Here is a 17763-nt window from a genome sequence, read left to right as displayed (position 1 = left end):
AGATGCAACACGCTACGCCAGCGATCGCGATTATCGGCATGGGGCCACGAGGCCTGAATGTGCTCGAGCGAATCACCGCCTACGCTTGCGATCAGAAAACCGACAAGAAAATAGCAGTGCATCTCATCGACCCCGGTGTACCGGGCGAAGGCATTCACCATTCCTCGCAACCTGACTACCTGCAACTCAACACGGTAGCGTCGCAGATCACTCTGTTCATGGACCCGACCGTGGTCGACGCCGGGCCGTTGATTGAAGGGCCAAGCCTGTACGAATGGGCTGTCGGCAACTGGAAGCACCCGTTACCGCTGGGGCCCGACACCTACCTGCCACGCAGTGCTTTTGGCGAATACCTGAACTGGGTTTTCAAGTTCCTGATCGACCGACTGGAACAGCACTGCGACGTGCACCTGCATACGTGCACGGCCACCGATATCGAGCAAACCGCGACGCAGTCGTTTGTCATCCAGACGGCGCACGGCAAAACGATCAACGCCGACTACCTGTTCCTGACCACGGGCCACTCGGAAAACCATCCGGACGCGCTGGACATCGACCGTCGAGCCTTTGTCGCGACCCACCGTTTCAACAACGCCAACCTGCGCTACGTGGTCACCGGGCCACTGCCGATCCACAAGCAACTCGACGAGATTGCCCCTGACGCCTCGGTGGCTATCGAAGGCATGGGCCTGACGGCCATCGACGCGATCACTGCGCTGACCGTGGGTCGTGGCGGTCGCTTCGAGCGTGACGAAGCGACTGGCGTGCTGAACTATCAACCGTCTGGCGCAGAGCCGTCGCTGGCGCTGTTCTCGCGCAGCGGGATTCCGTTCGCCGCGCGCGCGGTGAACCAGAAGGGTGTCTCGGGCCAATACCAGGCACGGTTCCTGACCCTCGAGCGGATCAATCAATGGAAGCAGACCCACAAACCCGGTGAGCTCGATTTCCATGGCCATATCTTCCCGCTGATTCTGCGCGACATGGCCCACGCTTATTACTTGTCCCATGCCACCCGGTTGCATGGCAGCTCCTTCGCCGAGTTGCTCGACACCACCCTGGTCCATCTCGACACGCCCGCAGCTGAAAACGTGCTGCGCCAATGCTGCCCACAGATTCCGCGGTTCTCCTGGGACGCGCTGGCCAACCCCATCAGTCGCAACGCCCTGGCCAGCAAGGAACACTTCCATCAGTGGCTGACCGACTACCTGGAGCAAGACCTCGCCGAAGCGCGTGAAGGCAATTGCGAAAGCCCGATCAAGGCCGCCTGCGATGTGCTGCGCGACATTCGCGACAACCTGCGTCGAGTGGTCGATTTCGGCGCGCTGTCGGCCGCGTCGCACAAGCGCTTCATGAACGAGTTCATCCCGGTGATGAACCGCCTGGCCGTTGGCCCGCCACTGCAACGCACCGAAGAAATGCTCGCACTGATGCGCGCAGGTTACCTGATGGTCAGCTTCGGCCCTGGGGCCCGTGCGTACATGGACAGCGCCTCGTATTCGTTCGCGATCAAAAGTACCAGCCTGCCCGACCGCGAGTTCCGCGCCGATGTGCTGATTCGCGCTCGGGTGCCGAAGTCGTCGCCCAACCAGGACAAATCACCGCTGCTCTATCGCCTGCTGGAGAAAGGCCTGGTTCGCCCATTCACCAATCAGGGCATGGAGGTCAGCGGCATCGATGTCGATGAAGGCCTGCACATCGTCCCGCTGAGCGGCAAACCGCTGAGCAATGCCTGGGCGTTGGGGACGATCTGCGAAGGCGCCAAGTTCTACACCTACATCGTTGCGCGACCGTTCGTGAACTCCACCGCACTGGTGGACGCCGGACGCAGCGTGGGCGAGTTGTTCCGGCAGATCAACGCGCCACAAATCGTGAAAAAACCGGCCGTCTACGTCATTGACTCATCGGCCACCCACAACCGGGAAAGGACCTTGGCGTATGAATGAGCACCGCAACACTACACACCTGACGCTGACGGAACTGCTCAGCATCCAGTATCCAATCATCCAGGCGCCCATGGTTGGCGTGTCCACCCCGGCACTCGCAGCGGCGGTGTCGAATGCCGGCGCCTTGGGCTCGATCGGGCTGGGCGCGAGCAACGTCAATCAGGCCAAGGCGATGATTGCCGACACCCGTGTACTGACCCGCAAACCCTTCAACGTCAACCTGTTCTGCCATCGCACGCCCGAGCCGGACCTGAGCCTGCAGACCGAGTGGCTGAATCACCTGCAACCGCTGTTTGCCGAGTTCGACGCGCCCGCGCCCATCACGCTGAATGAGATCTACACCAGCTTCCTCGATGACCCGGACATGCTCGAACTGCTGCTGGTGGAGCGTCCGGCGGTGGTCAGCTTTCATTTCGGTCTGCCGCCAGCGTCGTGGATCGATGCCCTGAAGAGGGCCGGCATTGTGCTGCTGGCCACCGCGACCGATCCACACGAAGCCGAGCTGATCGAACGCGCCGGCCTCGACGCGATCATCGCCCAAGGCGTCGAAGCCGGCGGCCATCGCGGCGTGTTCAACCCGCAGCAGGACGCCCTGACCGGAACCCTGGCGCTGGTCAGAACCCTCAGCCAGCAGCGCTCGATCCCGATCATCGCCGCAGGCGGGATCATGGACGGCCAGTCGATCAGCGCCATGCTCAAACTCGGCGCACAAGGTGCGCAGTTGGGCACCGCGTTTATCCTGTGCCCCGAATCCGCTGCCAACCCGCGCTACCGCGCCGACCTGAAAAGCCCAAAGGCCGCCCACACACGCATCACCAGCGCGATTTCCGGACGACCGGCGCGGGGCATGGTCAACCGCCTGATCACCGACCTCGACGCCGCCGGCGCACCGCAATGCCCGGCGTACCCCCTGACCTACGACGCCGCCAAAGCCCTGCACGCAGCCGCGAGCGCCAAGGGTTGCAACGAGTTCGCGGTGCAGTGGGCCGGACAAGGCGCCGCGCTGGCACGGGAAATGAGCGCCCGTGAGATGGTTGAAGTGCTGGTCGCCGAGATGAATTGAATACGGCGCTTGCCCGCCGGACTGCCTTTAGCCCTGCCTTCGGATCGAACGCGGGGCTTTTTTTGCGCAATGAATCGCTGATGTTGCTGTCACATTGGTCGCCGCGCTGTCCTAATCCCGTGACAACATCGCAGCGGTCCAATAGATTAAGCGACCCGAAAACGCCGACGCCGTTCTCGTCTCAAATTCTGTTTAAAGAAGTAGTGAAATTTCAATGCCAGATTCCAACACCGCTGAATCCGTAATCACCTTGTCGTCCAAAGCGGAATACGAAAACTCCATCAATCTTTCACAACACGTGCCGCAGGCCAAAACCATCAGCGAGATGGTCCTGGACGCCTTCCACACCTCGAAAGAAAGCGACCAGATTCGCGAACTGCGCGCAGCCATCCGTCAGGCTCACGACCGCTTCGACGACGACAAAGCCTACGAACTGATGGGCGAACTCAAGCAGCTCAAGGACGCCGAGGCCGCCGATATCGCCGCCCTGGAAGACCTGAGCAGCAAGTTCCCGATCAGCCGGATTCTGTCGAGCTTCAAGGATGACCCAAGCTTTCAGGAGCTGGTCTATGGCCTGGCGCTGAAAGTGCTGAACCAGACCCATCAAGCGATCAGCAACCCAAGCAGCGGTAAAAGCAAAGCTGCCCGCGCCAAGAAAGACATTGAAGTGTTCAGCATCAGCAAGGACGGCGTCAGCGTCAGCCTGCCACTGCGCAACCCACGGGTTAAGCCGAACGCCGACCGCGAAGCCTTCGAATTCCTCGGTTTCACTTTTGTTGGTGAAGGTGACGAGGCTGAGCTGGAAAGCGAGACGTTCATCGACAACGCTGGCGCCGAGCAACCGGCTACGCGCAAGGCCATCGTCACTGCGCTGCAACAGCAAACCGCTTTCGACGGTTACAGCATCGCTGTGCAGTAACTGCTCACGACGCTCGTTCCCACGCTCTGCGTGGGAATGCATCCTCTGACGCTCTGCGTCAGCTCACGAAGCGGAACGCGGAGCGTCCCTGGCGGCATTCCCACGCAGAGCGTGGGAACGATCAGCGAATCACACAAAATCTTACATAAGCCAGCACGTCGCTACGATTGCGCCTCCTATCCGTGTCCTCTAGCCTGAAACCGTCGCTGCCCATTCAGCGACCGGGCCTGAGAACTCGAACAAGATGTAGGCACTTATCGGAGTTCTCCCTATGCGCGCCATCGATCCATCCCAAACTTCTGCTGGTCAGCTTCCATCGCCCGCCCCCCAAGATCTGAAAACCGCTGGCTTCACGCCCTTCTCCATTCATTCCGACCAAGCGCTATTCCGCGTCAACAGCGGCGTCCCGATCCTCGAAGCCCTGTCCCACGTTTCCGACTTGCTCCACCTCTCCAAACTGCTGGCCGAAGACGCGGCGATGGAGCGCGGCAAAGACCGTTATGCCTGGGCGTCTCATTATTTGCAGGAGATGAGTAAAGCGGTGATTGATGACGTGGTGAAGGTGCTGGGTGCGCCGGGTAACAATCGCAATTGAATAGAAAAAGCCCCGCGCGTCTCTCGAAGGCGGGGCTTTTCAATGCAGCAGCTGAAGCTTAAGAAAAACATCTAGCTACTTATTTCTAGTTATAGCCTTTTCTAGCTATAACTATTCACACCTTCCTAACCACTCAACAGGCCGAGCGTTAGCTCGCCTGCCGCTTTTGACCTTGACCCACCCGCCCCCTCGGGAGGCCGAGTGGAGGTGTTCATCAGGGGGTGGGCGCGCAGCGCCGTACGGCGCAGCCGGACACATCGAGAGGAGGTCGTCGCGAAGCAGACCGTAGGCGATGCCCCCTGATGGACGCCGGAGCGAGGGAACGCCGAGCCTAGGCGAGGGGCCGGACGCTTGGGGCGAGCGTTTTTTTGCTTACTTTTTTTAGGCGCTTGTAAAAAAAGTGAGTCGCCGTCAGGCGAAACCCTAAGTGGCCGTTACCGCAGGAATGGATATGTACACCTGCGGGAGATTGGCCGGCTATCCGGCCGCCATCGCGAGCAGGCTCGCTCCCACAGTAGATCTATGTACATCCGCAAGGGATTGGTCGGCTGTCAGGCCGCCATCGCAGGCAAGCCAGCTCCCACAGTTTTGACTTGTGTACATCTGCGAGAGATTGGTCGGCTGTCAGGCCGCCTTCGCGAGCAAGCCCGCTCCCACAGGTAAATCACGCCCAATAAAAAGCCCCGCACTTCTCTCGAAGGCGGGGCTTTCCGTACAACCGCAAACCTTAAGGCGCGTAAGTCAGCAACAACTCGCTCGGCACCTTGAAGTCCAGCGACATCATCACGCTCAAGGCCGTGATGGTGAAAATCGAGAACACAAACAGCTTACGTGCCCAAACCGTGTCATCCACCGCCTTGTAGCCAGTCCAGGCCATGTACAACCAATACATGCCCATAGCCGCCGCAACAGCGAGATAGCTCATCCCAGCGTAACCGCTGAACGTCAGCATCAAGGTCGCCACCAGGAACGCCAGGATGTAGATCAGGATGTGCTTCTTCGCCACCTGAATCCCACGCTTCACCGGCAACACCGGAATCGATGCCGCCAGGTAATCGTTGAAGCGAAAGATCGCGATCGCATAAGAATGCGGCATCTGCCACAAACTGAACATCACCAGCAGCGTCAGCGCCGCCATGTCGAAGCTGTTGCTGACCGCGACATAACCAATCACCGGCGGCATCGCCCCCGACAGACTGCCCACCAGCGTGCCGTGAACCGACTTGCGCTTGAGGTACAGGCTGTAGAAGCCGACGTAGATGACAAAACCGATCACCGCGAACAGCGCCGCCAACGGATTGGCCACGCGGTACAACAGTGCAACGCCGACGACACCCAGGACAGTCGCGTAAACCAGCGCCAGTTTCAGGGAGATCAGGCCCTGCACCAGCACGCGGTTCTTGGTGCGCTCCATCTTCAGGTCGATGTCACGGTCAATGCAGTTGTTGAACACGCAACCTGATGCCACCACCAGGGACGTGCCGATCATCGCAGCCAGGAAAATGGCCAGATCGACATGCCCTTTCGAGGCCAGGAAAAACCCGCCTGCCACAGAAAGCACGTTACCGAAAATGATCCCCGGTTTGGTGATTTGGATAAAGTGCTTTAAGGACATCCGGACTTTCCTCAGTGCGCCATCATGACGGAATGGATGCTGTACATGATCCACAGCGACAGACCGACCAACAGGACGATAACCAGCGCCGCGAAAACAAACGCAATCACGTTGTTACGCTGGGCGGCGGAGCGGTCCAGGTGGAGGAAGTAGACCAGGTGCACCAGCACCTGGATCACTGCGAAGGCCAGCACGATCCACAGGGTCATGGCTTTCGGCAGGGATGGGTACATCACCAGGCCGAACGGAATGACGGTCAGGATCACCGACAGGATGAAGCCGATGGCGTAGGACTTGACGCTGCCGTGGCTGTCGTCGTGGCTATCGTGGCCATTGTGTGAGTGAGCTGCGTTAGCCATTACAGAGTCCCCATCAGGTAAACAACGGTGAATACGCAGATCCACACAACGTCCAGGAAGTGCCAGAACAGGCTCAGGCAGCTCAAGCGGGTCTTGTTGGTCGACGTCAGGCCATGCTTGTTGACCTGATACATCATGATCGCCATCCAGATCAGACCGCTGGTCACGTGTAGACCGTGGGTCCCGACCAGGGTGAAGAACCCGGACAGGAAGCCGCTGCGGTTCGGACCGAAGCCTTCGGAGATCAGCGTATGGAACTCGTTGATCTCCATGCCGATGAAGCCCAGACCGAACAGGAAGGTAATCGCCAACCAGCCCAGTACCTGAGTCTTCTTGCCTTTGAACAACGCCAGCATGGCGAAGCCGTAGGTGATCGAGCTGAGCAACAGGCAGGCAGTTTCACCCAGCACGTACGGCAGTTCGAAGATGTCGTGGCCCGACGGGCCACCGGCTACGTTGTTTACCAGTACCGCGTACACCGCGAAGATCGACGCAAACAGAATGCAGTCGGTCATCAGGTAGAGCCAGAAACCGAATACGGTCATCTCGCCCGAGTCGTGGTGATGGTCATCGTGCCCATGGTCATGACCATGGGCGTGTCCAACATTGGTCACTAAGTTCGACATGGTTTAAGCCTGTTCCAACGAGGTTTCAACACGGGTGGCGGTGGCCGGAATCGCTTTGGCCGCAACCAGACGCTTGTGCTGCTCGGCTTCAATGCGCTCGATCACGTCGACCGGCACCATGTAGCCCTGATCATCACGGGCAGCGTGGATCACGAAATAGATCACGGTGCCAGCGAGGCCGAAGATGGCCATCCACCAGATGTGCCAGATCATCGCGAAACCGAACACGGTCAACAGAGCACCCATGACCAGACCGGTCGCGGTGTTGTTTGGCATGTGGATCGGCTCGTACCTGGCCGGAGCCTTGTACGCGGTACCGTTTTCCTTGGCTTCGGTGAACGGGTCGATACCGTCGGCTTTCGGCAGTACAGCGAAGTTGTAGAACGGTGGTGGCGACGAAGTCGACCATTCCAGCGTGTGGGCATTCCACGGGTCGCCGGCTTCGCACATGTTCTGCGGCAGCTTGCGATCACGGATACTCACGTACAACTGGATCAACTGGCAGGCAATACCGAAGGCGATCAGTACCGCACCGACCATTGCCACGTGCAGGTACGGCGTCCACTCAGGGTTGGTGGTGCTGTTCAGACGACGGGTCATGCCCATGAAGCCCAGAACATAGAGCGGCATGAACGCGACGAAGAAGCCCGAGATCCAGAACCAGAACGCTGCCTTGCCCCAACCTTCGTGCAGCTTGAAGCCGAACGCTTTAGGGAAGTAGAAGCCGAAACCGGCGATGTAGCCGAACACCGCGCCGCCGATGATCACGTTGTGGAAGTGCGCGATCACGAACAGGCTGTTGTGCAGTACGAAGTCAGCACCCGGGATGGCCAGCAGTACGCCGGTCATGCCGCCGATGGCGAAGGTCACCATGAAGCCCAGGGTCCACAGCACCTGGCTGGTGAAACGCAGACGGCCCTGGTAAATGGTGAACAGCCAGTTGAATAGCTTCACCCCTGTCGGGATCGAAATCAGCATCGTCGCCAGACCGAAGAAGGCGTTGACGTTGGCACCCGAACCCATGGTGAAGAAGTGGTGCAGCCAAACCATGAAGCCGAGGATCGAGATCGCGCCGCTGGCGTAGATCATCGAGTGGTGGCCGAACAGTTTCTTGCCGGAGAAGGTCGAGATGACTTCGGAGAAGATCCCAAACGCCGGCAGAATCAGGATGTAAACCTCGGGGTGACCCCAGGCCCAGAACAGGTTGACGTACATCATCGGATTGCCACCAAGTTCATTGGTGAAAATGTGGAAATCCATGTAACGGTCAAGCGTCAGCAAAGCCAGGGTAGCGGTCAGGATCGGGAAGGAAGCGACGATCAGTACGTTGGCCCAGGTGCAGGTCCAGGTAAAGATCGGCATGTCCATCATTTTCATGCCCGGGGTACGCATTTTCAGCACGGTGGCCAGGAAGTTGACCCCCGTTAGCGTCGTCCCGAGGCCCGATAGCTGGAGTGCCCAGATGTAGTAGTCCACACCCACGCCCGGGCTGTAGCCCAGTTCCGACAGCGGTGGATACGCAACCCAACCGGTACGGGCGAATTCGCCGACACCCAGGGACACGTTCACCAGCACGACGCCGGAGACCAGCAGCCAGAAGCTCAGGGAGTTCAGGAACGGGTAGGCAACGTCACGCGCGCCGATCTGCAGCGGCACTGCAAGGTTCATCAGGCCGGTGAAGAATGGCATCGCCATGAAGATGATCATGATCACACCGTGAGCGGTGAAGATCTGGTCATAGTGTTCAGGCGGCAGGTAGCCAGGCGAACCCTCGGTGGCCAGGGCCAGCTGGGAGCGCATCATCACGGCGTCGGCAAAACCACGCAGCAGCATGATCATGGCAACGATGATGTACATCACGCCGATTTTCTTGTGGTCGACCGAGGTCAACCACTCGGTCCACAAATAGGTCCACTTCTTGAAGTAGGTGATTGCAGCAAATACCGCCAGACCACCGAGCGCGATCATGGCGATGGTCACCATCACGATCGGCTCGTGGAACGGGATCGCTTCCCAACTTAATTTACCAAACATCGTTTACTCCTCTGCCCCGGCAGCTGAATGCGAACTCATGTCCATCCCTTCCATACCGGCCACTTCCTTCCCTTCTTTCTCGTGGTGCATCGGCTTGCCCGGTTTCATGCCTTCATACTTGTCGATGATGGTCTGGAACAGGTTCGGTGCGTACGAGGAGTAGAGTTCAACCGGGTTGTTCTGGCTTGGTTTGGAAAGGGCTTCGTATTCAGCTTTTTCAAGCTGTTTAGGTGCCTTCTTGACATCACTGACCCAGGCATCGAAATCTGCCTGAGAGGTGGCGATTGCTTTGAATTTCATGCCAGTGAAGCCAGCACCGCTGTAGTTGGCGGAGATACCGTCAAACTCGGCATTCTGATTGGCGATCAGGTGCAACTTGGTTTCCATGCCCGCCATCGCGTAGATCTGACCGCCCAGGCCCGGAATGAAGAACGAGTTCATCACGGTGTCGGAGGTGATTTTGAAGTTAACCGGCGTGTTGGCCGGGAACACCATCTTGTTGACGGTGGCGATGCCTTGTTCCGGGTAGATGAACAGCCACTTCCAGTCCATCGCGACCACTTGAATGGTGATCGGCTTGACGTCGGATTCCAGCGGACGGTATGGGTCCAGGGCGTGGGTCGACTTGTAGGTGACATAACCCAGGGCAATGATGATCAGCACGGGAACAGCCCACACCGCGATTTCAATCTTGGTGGAGTGCGACCATTTCGGGGTGTAGACGGCGTCCTTGTTGGAAGCGCGGTATTTCCAGGCGAACAGGAAGGTCATGACGATGACCGGAACCACGACCAACAGCATCAGCAGCGTTGCGGTGATGATCAGGTTTCGCTCGTCCAGGCCGACCTGGCCCTTGGGATCGAGCAAGGTCATGTTGCAGCCTCCCAGCAACAGCGTGCCGAGCAGCGGCAATAAGCCTAGTAGTCTGGGGTACCTGTTTTTACTCATCTCACGACCTCTAAAGCAGCTTGCGCAATGCAGTTGGGTTTTGATCGCCAACACTTCACCCTGCCAAGGGTTGGCATTTTTCTTGGATTGAATAAGGGCTTGCCCGTCGCGCGTTAAACGCTGATCGACACATCCTGGGCTAGCGGTGAGTTCTTATTCGAATTCGTGGTCAAAGGCCTTGTTACAGACCAATTCCATTTGGTGCGGATAATTTGGAGGCGCCGACACCTGGCGTCGCATGAAGCCTCTAAAGCCCCACGACCACCCCTTGTGCCAAGGAGCGCGCCGCGCCGGAATTTCAGTGCGGGCGATTGTAGATATGTAACGTTGTATAAACCATGTCTCATCCCGAAATAATTTTTATCGGATACGGCAACAATCATTAACGAAATCTGCAAAGATTAGCCATGGTATCGCGATTAATTCGCAACAAGAACCCCTGAAATTGTAAGTCTACTGTCCACAGTTCAGACAGCTTCGACCCCTTTCGAAGCATCGCCGACCTTGCGCAAGCCCCCTTGTCACAAGGCCTTTGGCCATTCGTCCGAGCCTGTTAAAACTGCCTGCTACAACGCATTTGCTGGCTTCCGGAGAGGCCCGTCAGCAAGGTAAATTCCTTGTCAGTTTCAGCGACGACAATCGTCTTTGAAATGAGTTGCGACACATAAGCTGTGACAACATGTCGCACGCGTGCCGCACCCTTCTTTGCCGCGCATCACACTCCTTTTACAAAGCCGCTGAAACGCAAAACGCCCCGGCCTCTTTCGAGGACCGGGGCATTCTTTTCAAGGCCTGGGGCTGCGGCGAGAAGCCTCAGTTCAGGTGTTTGCGGTTACGCGAAATGAGCAGTGGCACCAGCACTACGGTCAACACGAAGGCCACCAACGCCCACTGTGCCAGCGACAAGCCAAGGATCGGCGGGTACGGCGTCTCGCAGAAGCCGTCGACCTGGAAACCCAGCGGGAAGATCTTCGCCAGCGGCAAGCCGTCGACAATCGGTTGCAGCACATCGATGCCGCAACTGACCGCCGGGTAAAACTGCGTATAGACGTGGTGCCCGGCAGCCGCAGCGCCAGCGAGGGCGAAGATCACCACCAGTGTTTCAAACGCGGTAATGCTGCGACGGGTGCGCATGGCGGCACCGATGAAGGCGCTTATCGCGATCAGCAACAGCGCATACCGTTGCAGGATGCACAGCGGGCATGGCGCCTCGCCCAGCACCACTTGCATGTACAGCGCGCCACCGATCAGCGCCAGGCAGATGATGCCCAGCAACACCAGGAAGCGCCGCTCACGGCCCAACCGCATCATTTCCTCATTCATCGCGTTTCCCTTCTAGATATCGATTACAGGCAAGTCTACACGCAGGTTCTGACCTTTGAGAGCCTGGCGCGTGCCGGTGGATATCGGGGAATAGACGATAAACCGGTTAAGAAGGGATTAACTTTCAAGCCTTTTGCAAGAATCGTGACCGCAGCGCGGCCATCGCGAGCAAGCTCGCTCCCACACTGGGCCGATGCGAACACATATCTTGCATACGTCGCAGTTCCAATGTGGGAGCGAGCCTGCTCGCGATGAAGGCGACTCGGTCCCCCGAGTCGCCTTAGTACGCTTACTCCAGCGCAGCAGCCGGGCCGAAGAACTCGTAGCGGCTCTGTTTCTCCGGCACACCCAAGGCCTTGAGGTGGCGCTTGATCGCGGCCATGAAACCTTTCGGGCCGAGGAAGTAAGCATCCAGGTCACGCTCTTGCGGCAACCAGTCCGCCAACTGCTCCTGACTCAACAGCCCGACCTTATCCGCCGCCGGGCTGACGCCGTCATCTTCGGCGTAGCAATAGAAGCGCTTGAGCTGCGGGTGACGCTCGGCCAGGCCGTCGATCCAGTCGCGGAAGGCATGCACGCCACCGTTACGCGCACAGTGGATAAAGTGCACTGGACGCTCGGTGGCCAGCGCCGCTTCAAGCATCGGCAGGGTTGGCGTGATACCGACGCCGCCGCTGATCAGCACCAGCGGTTTGTCGCTGGCGGTCAGGGTGAACTCGCCTGCTGGCGGGAACAGCAGGATGCTGGCGCCGACAGGGAACTGGTCGTGCAGGTAATTCGAGGCGCGACCGCCCTCTTCGCGTTTGACGCTGATGCGGTACTGACCGTTGTCGCCCAGGGACGACAGCGAGTAGTTGCGACGAATTTCTTCGCCGTCGAGGATCAGTTTCATGCCGATGTACTGACCCGGTTCCGCCGCGAGAATCGGCCCTTTGTCCGCCGGTTCAAAGTAGAACGAGGTGATTTCCGCGCTCTCTTCCACACGCTTGGCCAGTGTGAATTCCCGCGCCCCGCGCCAGCCGCCGACCGCTGCGGCTTTCTGGTCGTAGATCGCGGTTTCGGCGCCGATCAGGATATCGGCCAGTTGATTGTAGGCAGCGCCCCAGGCGCTCATCACTTCTGGCGTGGCGATCTCGTCACCGAGCACTTCAGAGATGGCCCGCAGCAGGCAAGCGCCGACAATCGGGTAATGCTCCGGCAGGATTTGCAGAGCAACGTGCTTGTTGATGATCTTCGCCACCAGGTCGCCCAACTGGTCGAGTTGATCGATGTGTCGCGCATACATCAGCACTCCGCGCGCCAAGGCCCGAGGCTGATCGCCGCTGGCCTGGTGCGCCTGGTTGAACAGCGGACGAACCTCTGGGTACTCAGAGAGCATCATGCGGTAGAAGTGAGTGATCAGGGCTTCGCCGCCGCTTTCCAGCAACGGTACGGTGGATTTGACGATGGCACGGTCTTGAGCGCTAAGCATTAAGGGGGTACTCCTGAACGACTGGGTTTATAGCTTTCTACCCATTGCCTATCAGTTTCCATGCCAAGAACTAAAACGATATAAATCAACAACTTAATAAACATGTAGTCATAACGACACAAGCAGATTTATAGTCACCTCGACTACATGGAGTCAATATGACTGCAAAATCTTTGCTCACCGCGCTGCTGCCGCTGGTCTCCGACCTTTCCCGCGAACTGCCCGAAGGCGAGCGCTACCGGCGCCTGCTCGAAGCGATGCGCGCCCTGCTCCCCTGCGATGCCGCCGCCCTGCTGCGGCTCGACGGTGAATGGCTGGTGCCGTTGGCGGTGGATGGCCTGAGCACCGACACCCTGGGCCGGCGCTTCAAGGTCAGCGAACACCCGCGCTTTGCAGCGCTGCTCAGCAGCTCGGAGCCGACGCGTTTCCCCAGCGACAGCACCTTGCCCGATCCCTATGACGGTTTGGTCGACGGCCACGGCGATCACCTGGAAGTCCACGACTGCATGGGTTGCCCGCTGTTTATCGATGAGCGTCCGTGGGGCTTGCTGACCCTCGATGCGCTGGACCCGGAGCGCTTCGAGCCGATCGAACTGGACGCCTTGCAAGCCTTTGCCAGCCTCGCCGCCGCCACGGTCAACGCCGCCGAACGTATCGAACGGCTGGCCAATCGCGCCGAAGACGAGCACCAGCGCGCCGAGGTCTATCGTCAGGCCAGCGGCCAGCAGAACCGTGAAATGATTGGCCAGAGCAAGGCGCACAAGCGTTTGGTGGAAGAGATAAACCTGGTTGGCGGCAGTGACCTGACGGTACTGATCACCGGCGAAACCGGGGTCGGCAAAGAACTGGTGGCCCAGGCGATCCACGCCGCGTCAGCGCGCGCCGACAAACCGATCATCAGCCTCAACTGCGCCGCGCTGCCCGACACCCTGGTGGAAAGCGAGCTGTTCGGCCATGTGCGCGGCGCCTTCACCGGGGCGCTGAACGACCGGCGCGGCAAATTCGAACTGGCCAATGGCGGCACGCTGTTTCTCGATGAAGTCGGCGAGTTGTCGCTGGCGGTGCAGGCCAAATTGCTCCGTGTGCTGCAAAGCGGTCAGTTGCAACGCCTGGGTTCGGACAAGGAACATCAGGTCGACGTGCGCCTGATCGCCGCGACCAACCGTGATCTGGCGGAAGAAGTCCGCAGCGGCCGCTACCGTGCCGACTTCTACCATCGCCTGAGCGTTTATCCGTTGCTGGTGCCGGCGTTGCGTGATCGCGGTCGGGACGTGTTGCTGCTCAGCGGTTATTTCCTTGAGCAGAACCGCTCGCGAATGGGCCTCAACAGCCTGCGTTTGAGCAGCGACGCACAAGCGTCACTGCTGGCCTACAGCTGGCCGGGCAATGTCCGCGAACTTGAGCACTTGATTGGTCGCAGCGCGTTGAAAGCACTGGGCAACTCTCGGGAGCGGCCGAAGATTCTCAGCCTGAGCGCGGCAGATCTGGACTTGCCCCACACGCCCCTCGAAACACCCCCAGTGCCTGTGGCGATTGCCCCGGCGCCTGCGGTTGAAGTGTTCGGTGACCTGCGCCAGGCCACCGAAAACTATCAACGCCAACTGATCACCGCTTGTCTTGAGCGCCACCAGAACAACTGGGCCAGCGCCGCCCGTGAGCTAGGCTTGGATCGGGCGAACCTTGGGCGAATGGCCAAAAGATTGGGTATGAAATGAAATAACACCCCCTGTAGCAGCTGCCGAAGGCTGCGTTCGGCGGCGAAGCCGTCGTAAAACCTGGGTGCGCGGTGCAACAGATACAACGCGGTGCCAGGTTTGGCGAGGACTCCGTCCTCGAACGCAGCCTTCGGCAGCTGCTACGGGAGTTACGCCGATCAGGAAACCGGGATCAGTCCTAAAGCCTACCCCGTCCGCGTCGATAACCCGATATCAATAGTTGCTGGCGGTCCCACAATCGCCCGTCACCTTTTTTCACAGAAGGTTTTTATGTCTTCCAACAAAGCCCGCGCAGATTCACTTTCGCTTCTGCTCTTTACCTTGCGTAGCGGCAAGCTGATGGCGATCAACCTGCTGAAAGTCAGTGAAATCATTCCCTGCCCGCCGCTGACCAGGCTGCCGGAGTCCCACCCGCACGTCAAAGGCATCGCCACCCTGCGCGGAACCTCGTTGTCGGTCATCGACCTGAGCCGAGCGATCGGCGAACGGCCGCTGGAGGACCCGGACGGCGGCTGCCTGATCGTTACCGACGTCAGCCGCTCCAAACAGGGCCTGCACGTTCAGGCGGTGAGCAAGATCGTCCATTGCCTGACCACCGACATCCGCCCGCCACCCTACGGCTCCGGCGGCGTGCGCTCGTACATCACCGGCGTGACCTCGGTCGATGGCACGCTGGTGCAGGTGCTCGACATCGAGAAAGTCATCCACGGCATCGCCCCGGCACAGATCGAAACGGCCCCGACCGAGCTGAGCATGGAAGATGCCGAAGTGCTGGGCAACGCACGCATTCTGGTGGTCGATGACAGCCAGGTGGCACTGCAACAATCGGTACACACCCTGCGCAACCTCGGCCTGCAATGCCACACCGCACGCAGCGCCAGGGAAGCCATCGACTGCCTGCTGGACCTGCAAGGCACCGCGCAGCAGATCAACCTGATTGTCTCGGACATCGAAATGTCTGAGATGGACGGTTATGCCTTTACCCGAACCCTGCGCGAAACCCCGGACTTTTCTCACCTCTACATCCTGCTGCACACCTCGCTGGACAGTGCGATGAACAGCGAAAAAGCCCGTCTGGCCGGGGCAAACGCGGTGCTGACCAAGTTCTCCTCGCCAGAGCTGACCAAATGCCTGATCACGGCCGCAAAAGCCGTCGCGCAGCAAGAACAAGGTCATTGAGCCTTGGCTGAGGAATATTGCCTGCTGCTGCGGCGCGACCTTGCTGGAGTGCTGCCGCCAATCGTCTGGCCGGATGGCATCCAGCTGAGCCTCTATCGCCCGCCATTGGCCAACGCCGTTCATGCGGTGATGGAGCTGGGTTATCAGCAAGGCGGCGGTCGAGTACCGGCGCTCCAGGTGTGGCGCGAGCGCTTTGAAAGCGATGCAGAGTATGACCCGGCGCTGTGCTTCATCGCCTCGGATGCCCAAGGCATTGTCGGCGTGGTCCAGTGCTGGACCAGCGCCTACATCAAGCACCTGGTGGTGCATCCGCGTGCTCAGGGCCAGGGATTGGGACGGGCGTTGTTGTTGAATGCATTCAGTGTGTTTCAACAGCGGCGCGAAGGGTTTGTTGATCTGAAGGTTCTGGAAGATAACCATCGGGCGCAGCGACTGTATGAAAGCGCTGGAATGCGCGTGGTTCGCCGGGAGCTCGTTCCAGACTGAGACCGCTATCGCGAGCAAGCTCGCTCCCACAGGGGATTTGTGAACGACGCAGATCAAATGTGGGAGCGAGCCTGCTCGCGATGAGGTCCGCACTACCAACATCAAACCATCATGCAGACTCAGCCCTTGGTCAACACGCGCCCAAGGCCCAGTGACTGGCGCATAACTTGCTTCGAGACACGCCCTAGCGGTGGTTTTCCGTCATCGCTGACGCCTCTGGAATGTGACCGGTCGCCCAATGAATACGACGTTTTCCTGCGTAGGTTGCGGCAAGTGCTGCAACGATCACCACGTGCCTCTGACCCTCGCCGAGGCCCGGATGTGGGCGGCTGACGGCGGTGCCGTGATCGTGCTGGTGGAAGGTTTTCTCGGCAATGGCCTGGGCCTTCCAGCCTTGCAACGCGAGCACGCCGAACGCCGTTCGGTGGTGGTGCCCAGCGGCGCGACACAGGCCCATGTAGCCATCACCTTCGCCGCATACAACGCCGGTCCCTGCCGGAATCTTGACGAAGACAACCTCTGCCGCATCTACGAACGACGGCCGCTGGTGTGCCGCATCTACCCGATGGAAATCAATCCGCACATCCCGCTGACACCGGCCGCCAAGGATTGCCCGCCCGAGTCATGGGAGCAAGGCCCTGAGTTGATCGTCGGCGGTCAGTTGGTCGATCAGGCGCTGGCCGACCTGATCCAACGCTCGCGTCAGGCAGACCGCGACGATGTTCAGACCAAGGAAGCGATTTGCCAATGTCTGGGGATTCGCACCACGGCCCTCAAGGGCGACGGGTTTACCGCCTACCTGCCGGACATGGCGGCGTTTGCCCAGGCGATTGATCAGGCTCAGGCACAACCTTTGGCGGGTTCAGCCAGTGAATGGCAGTTCCATGTGTCGGGCGACGACATCGCCGAGCAAGTGCAGGCCGCCGGGGCACAAGTGGCCACGGCAGAATCGCTGAACTATGCGTTTATCTCGTTGCGCGCGGCCTGAGATTTTTAACGGGTTGCAAGGGCCAAATCAGCCGAGGTTTCGACTCAGCGTTTACCCATCGAGCGACGGGTGCCAGGAGGCGCTGCGCCCGGGGTCTTGGTGTGGCCATTCTTGGCGCCGTTCTTGTACCACGGCTGATTGGCGTTTTTGGCGGCTGCCAGTTCACCCGGTTTGAACGGGAACTTGAAGGCCGGGATTGCGGCTTTGGTTTCGCTGTCGGCGCTGGAGTCGACGCTGTCTGGCAGGTCAGCCTGTTCGTCAGCCGCAGGCGCTTGTATCGGGGAAGTCATGAATGCTCCGGGTGTTACATTGAGTCGGGCCCGATGAGTGGACCACGAAAGGCCGGCAGTATAGCGGGAAGAGCAGTTGCAAGCTTCAAGCTTCAAGCTGTAAGCCTCAAGCGCGTCTGCTTTAGCTTGCCGCTTGCGGCTTGAAGCTGTCCTCCCTGTCAGTTAGTGGTCATGGTGCTGACCCTTTCCAAGGATTATAAAAGAACAGC

General features: G+C 59.4%; 16 protein-coding genes. 8 read left to right on the top strand and 8 right to left on the bottom strand.

The genetic code is table 11. The annotated features are described in order from the left end of the window. The first annotated feature begins 2 nt into the window (after positions 1–2). The 4 genes from AC1RKH_RS15460 to AC1RKH_RS15445 all read left to right on the top strand — a co-directional run bounded on the left by AC1RKH_RS15460 (position 3) and on the right by AC1RKH_RS15445 (position 4520). Positions 3–1943: an FAD/NAD(P)-binding protein gene (locus AC1RKH_RS15460; RefSeq protein ID WP_493062924.1), complete on the top strand. Its 1941-nt coding sequence runs from the start codon at positions 3–5 to the stop codon at positions 1941–1943. Then, positions 1936–3006 (top strand): NAD(P)H-dependent flavin oxidoreductase, encoded by a 1071-nt coding sequence (locus tag AC1RKH_RS15455; protein WP_493062923.1) that lies wholly within the window; start codon positions 1936–1938, stop codon positions 3004–3006. Before AC1RKH_RS15460 ends, AC1RKH_RS15455 begins: the two co-directional genes overlap by 8 nt. 214 nt (positions 3007–3220) lie before the next feature. After that, entirely contained in the window at positions 3221–3925 is a 705-nt protein-coding gene (locus tag AC1RKH_RS15450; RefSeq protein WP_493062922.1) for a hypothetical protein, read from the top strand. Positions 3926–4196: 271 nt separating this feature from the next. Continuing rightward, the gene (locus AC1RKH_RS15445; RefSeq protein ID WP_493062921.1) at positions 4197–4520 is read left to right on the top strand and encodes a DUF3077 domain-containing protein; all 324 of its coding nucleotides are present in this window, start codon (positions 4197–4199) and stop codon (positions 4518–4520) included. A 727-nt stretch (positions 4521–5247) separates the two neighbouring features. Here the strand turns inward: AC1RKH_RS15445 and cyoE are convergent. The 7 genes from cyoE to hmpA form a co-directional block, all read right to left on the bottom strand. Further along, positions 5248–6135 carry a heme o synthase gene (gene cyoE / locus AC1RKH_RS15440; protein WP_493062920.1) on the bottom strand — a complete coding sequence of 296 codons (888 nt, stop codon included), beginning with the start codon at positions 6133–6135 and terminating at the stop codon, positions 5248–5250. Positions 6136–6146: 11 nt separating this feature from the next. Next, positions 6147–6494: a cytochrome o ubiquinol oxidase subunit IV gene (cyoD, locus tag AC1RKH_RS15435; RefSeq protein ID WP_123425052.1), complete on the bottom strand. Its 348-nt coding sequence runs from the start codon at positions 6492–6494 to the stop codon at positions 6147–6149. After that, positions 6494–7120, bottom strand: coding sequence for a cytochrome o ubiquinol oxidase subunit III (locus tag AC1RKH_RS15430; protein WP_019693534.1), 627 nt, complete (start codon positions 7118–7120; stop codon positions 6494–6496). Before AC1RKH_RS15430 ends, cyoD begins: the two co-directional genes overlap by 1 nt. A gap of 3 nt (positions 7121–7123) precedes the next feature. After that, positions 7124–9154: a cytochrome o ubiquinol oxidase subunit I gene (gene cyoB, locus AC1RKH_RS15425; protein ID WP_123425051.1), complete on the bottom strand. Its 2031-nt coding sequence runs from the start codon at positions 9152–9154 to the stop codon at positions 7124–7126. A gap of 3 nt (positions 9155–9157) precedes the next feature. Further along, positions 9158–10102 (bottom strand): ubiquinol oxidase subunit II, encoded by a 945-nt coding sequence (gene cyoA, locus AC1RKH_RS15420; protein WP_019693536.1) that lies wholly within the window; start codon positions 10100–10102, stop codon positions 9158–9160. Positions 10103–10915: 813 nt separating this feature from the next. Next, positions 10916–11425 carry a disulfide bond formation protein B gene (locus AC1RKH_RS15415; protein ID WP_493062919.1) on the bottom strand — a complete coding sequence of 170 codons (510 nt, stop codon included), beginning with the start codon at positions 11423–11425 and terminating at the stop codon, positions 10916–10918. 289 nt (positions 11426–11714) lie between these two features. Continuing rightward, positions 11715–12896 carry an NO-inducible flavohemoprotein gene (hmpA, locus tag AC1RKH_RS15410; protein WP_123425048.1) on the bottom strand — a complete coding sequence of 394 codons (1182 nt, stop codon included), beginning with the start codon at positions 12894–12896 and terminating at the stop codon, positions 11715–11717. Positions 12897–13054: 158 nt separating this feature from the next. Between hmpA and norR the strand changes: the two genes are divergently transcribed. From norR to AC1RKH_RS15390, 4 genes are all read left to right on the top strand, one after another. Continuing rightward, complete coding sequence (norR, locus tag AC1RKH_RS15405) at positions 13055–14611, top strand: nitric oxide reductase transcriptional regulator NorR (RefSeq protein ID WP_493062918.1); 1557 nt, start codon at positions 13055–13057, stop codon at positions 14609–14611. 270 nt (positions 14612–14881) lie between these two features. Beyond that, entirely contained in the window at positions 14882–15790 is a 909-nt protein-coding gene (locus AC1RKH_RS15400; RefSeq protein WP_493062917.1) for a chemotaxis protein CheV, read from the top strand. Between the two features lie 3 nt (positions 15791–15793). Next, entirely contained in the window at positions 15794–16276 is a 483-nt protein-coding gene (locus AC1RKH_RS15395; protein WP_493062916.1) for a GNAT family N-acetyltransferase, read from the top strand. A gap of 238 nt (positions 16277–16514) precedes the next feature. Next, positions 16515–17264 carry a YkgJ family cysteine cluster protein gene (locus AC1RKH_RS15390; RefSeq protein WP_493062915.1) on the top strand — a complete coding sequence of 250 codons (750 nt, stop codon included), beginning with the start codon at positions 16515–16517 and terminating at the stop codon, positions 17262–17264. Positions 17265–17308: 44 nt separating this feature from the next. On the opposite strand, the gene AC1RKH_RS15385 is transcribed toward AC1RKH_RS15390, so the two are convergent. Further along, positions 17309–17554, bottom strand: coding sequence for a hypothetical protein (locus AC1RKH_RS15385; protein WP_123425042.1), 246 nt, complete (start codon positions 17552–17554; stop codon positions 17309–17311). Positions 17555–17763 lie beyond the last annotated feature (209 nt).

The organism is Pseudomonas sp. GW822-FHT06B12, assembly GCF_058799675.1.
This window is presented reverse-complemented; position numbering and strand designations above follow the sequence as displayed.

Excerpts from the sequence above, each read along its gene's own strand:
- AC1RKH_RS15460 (WP_493062924.1), top strand. The coding sequence starts at position 3 with ATGCAACACGCTACGCCAGCGATCGCGATTATCGGCATGGGGCCACGA.
- AC1RKH_RS15455 (WP_493062923.1), top strand. The coding sequence starts at position 1,936 with ATGAATGAGCACCGCAACACTACACACCTGACGCTGACGGAACTGCTC.
- AC1RKH_RS15450 (WP_493062922.1), top strand. The coding sequence starts at position 3,221 with ATGCCAGATTCCAACACCGCTGAATCCGTAATCACCTTGTCGTCCAAA.
- AC1RKH_RS15445 (WP_493062921.1), top strand. The coding sequence starts at position 4,197 with ATGCGCGCCATCGATCCATCCCAAACTTCTGCTGGTCAGCTTCCATCG.
- cyoE (WP_493062920.1), bottom strand. The coding sequence starts at position 6,135 with ATGTCCTTAAAGCACTTTATCCAAATCACCAAACCGGGGATCATTTTC.
- cyoD (WP_123425052.1), bottom strand. The coding sequence starts at position 6,494 with ATGGCTAACGCAGCTCACTCACACAATGGCCACGATAGCCACGACGAC.
- AC1RKH_RS15430 (WP_019693534.1), bottom strand. The coding sequence starts at position 7,120 with ATGTCGAACTTAGTGACCAATGTTGGACACGCCCATGGTCATGACCAT.
- cyoB (WP_123425051.1), bottom strand. The coding sequence starts at position 9,154 with ATGTTTGGTAAATTAAGTTGGGAAGCGATCCCGTTCCACGAGCCGATC.
- cyoA (WP_019693536.1), bottom strand. The coding sequence starts at position 10,102 with ATGAGTAAAAACAGGTACCCCAGACTACTAGGCTTATTGCCGCTGCTC.
- AC1RKH_RS15415 (WP_493062919.1), bottom strand. The coding sequence starts at position 11,425 with ATGAATGAGGAAATGATGCGGTTGGGCCGTGAGCGGCGCTTCCTGGTG.
- hmpA (WP_123425048.1), bottom strand. The coding sequence starts at position 12,896 with ATGCTTAGCGCTCAAGACCGTGCCATCGTCAAATCCACCGTACCGTTG.
- norR (WP_493062918.1), top strand. The coding sequence starts at position 13,055 with ATGACTGCAAAATCTTTGCTCACCGCGCTGCTGCCGCTGGTCTCCGAC.
- AC1RKH_RS15400 (WP_493062917.1), top strand. The coding sequence starts at position 14,882 with ATGTCTTCCAACAAAGCCCGCGCAGATTCACTTTCGCTTCTGCTCTTT.
- AC1RKH_RS15390 (WP_493062915.1), top strand. The coding sequence starts at position 16,515 with ATGAATACGACGTTTTCCTGCGTAGGTTGCGGCAAGTGCTGCAACGAT.
- AC1RKH_RS15385 (WP_123425042.1), bottom strand. The coding sequence starts at position 17,554 with ATGACTTCCCCGATACAAGCGCCTGCGGCTGACGAACAGGCTGACCTG.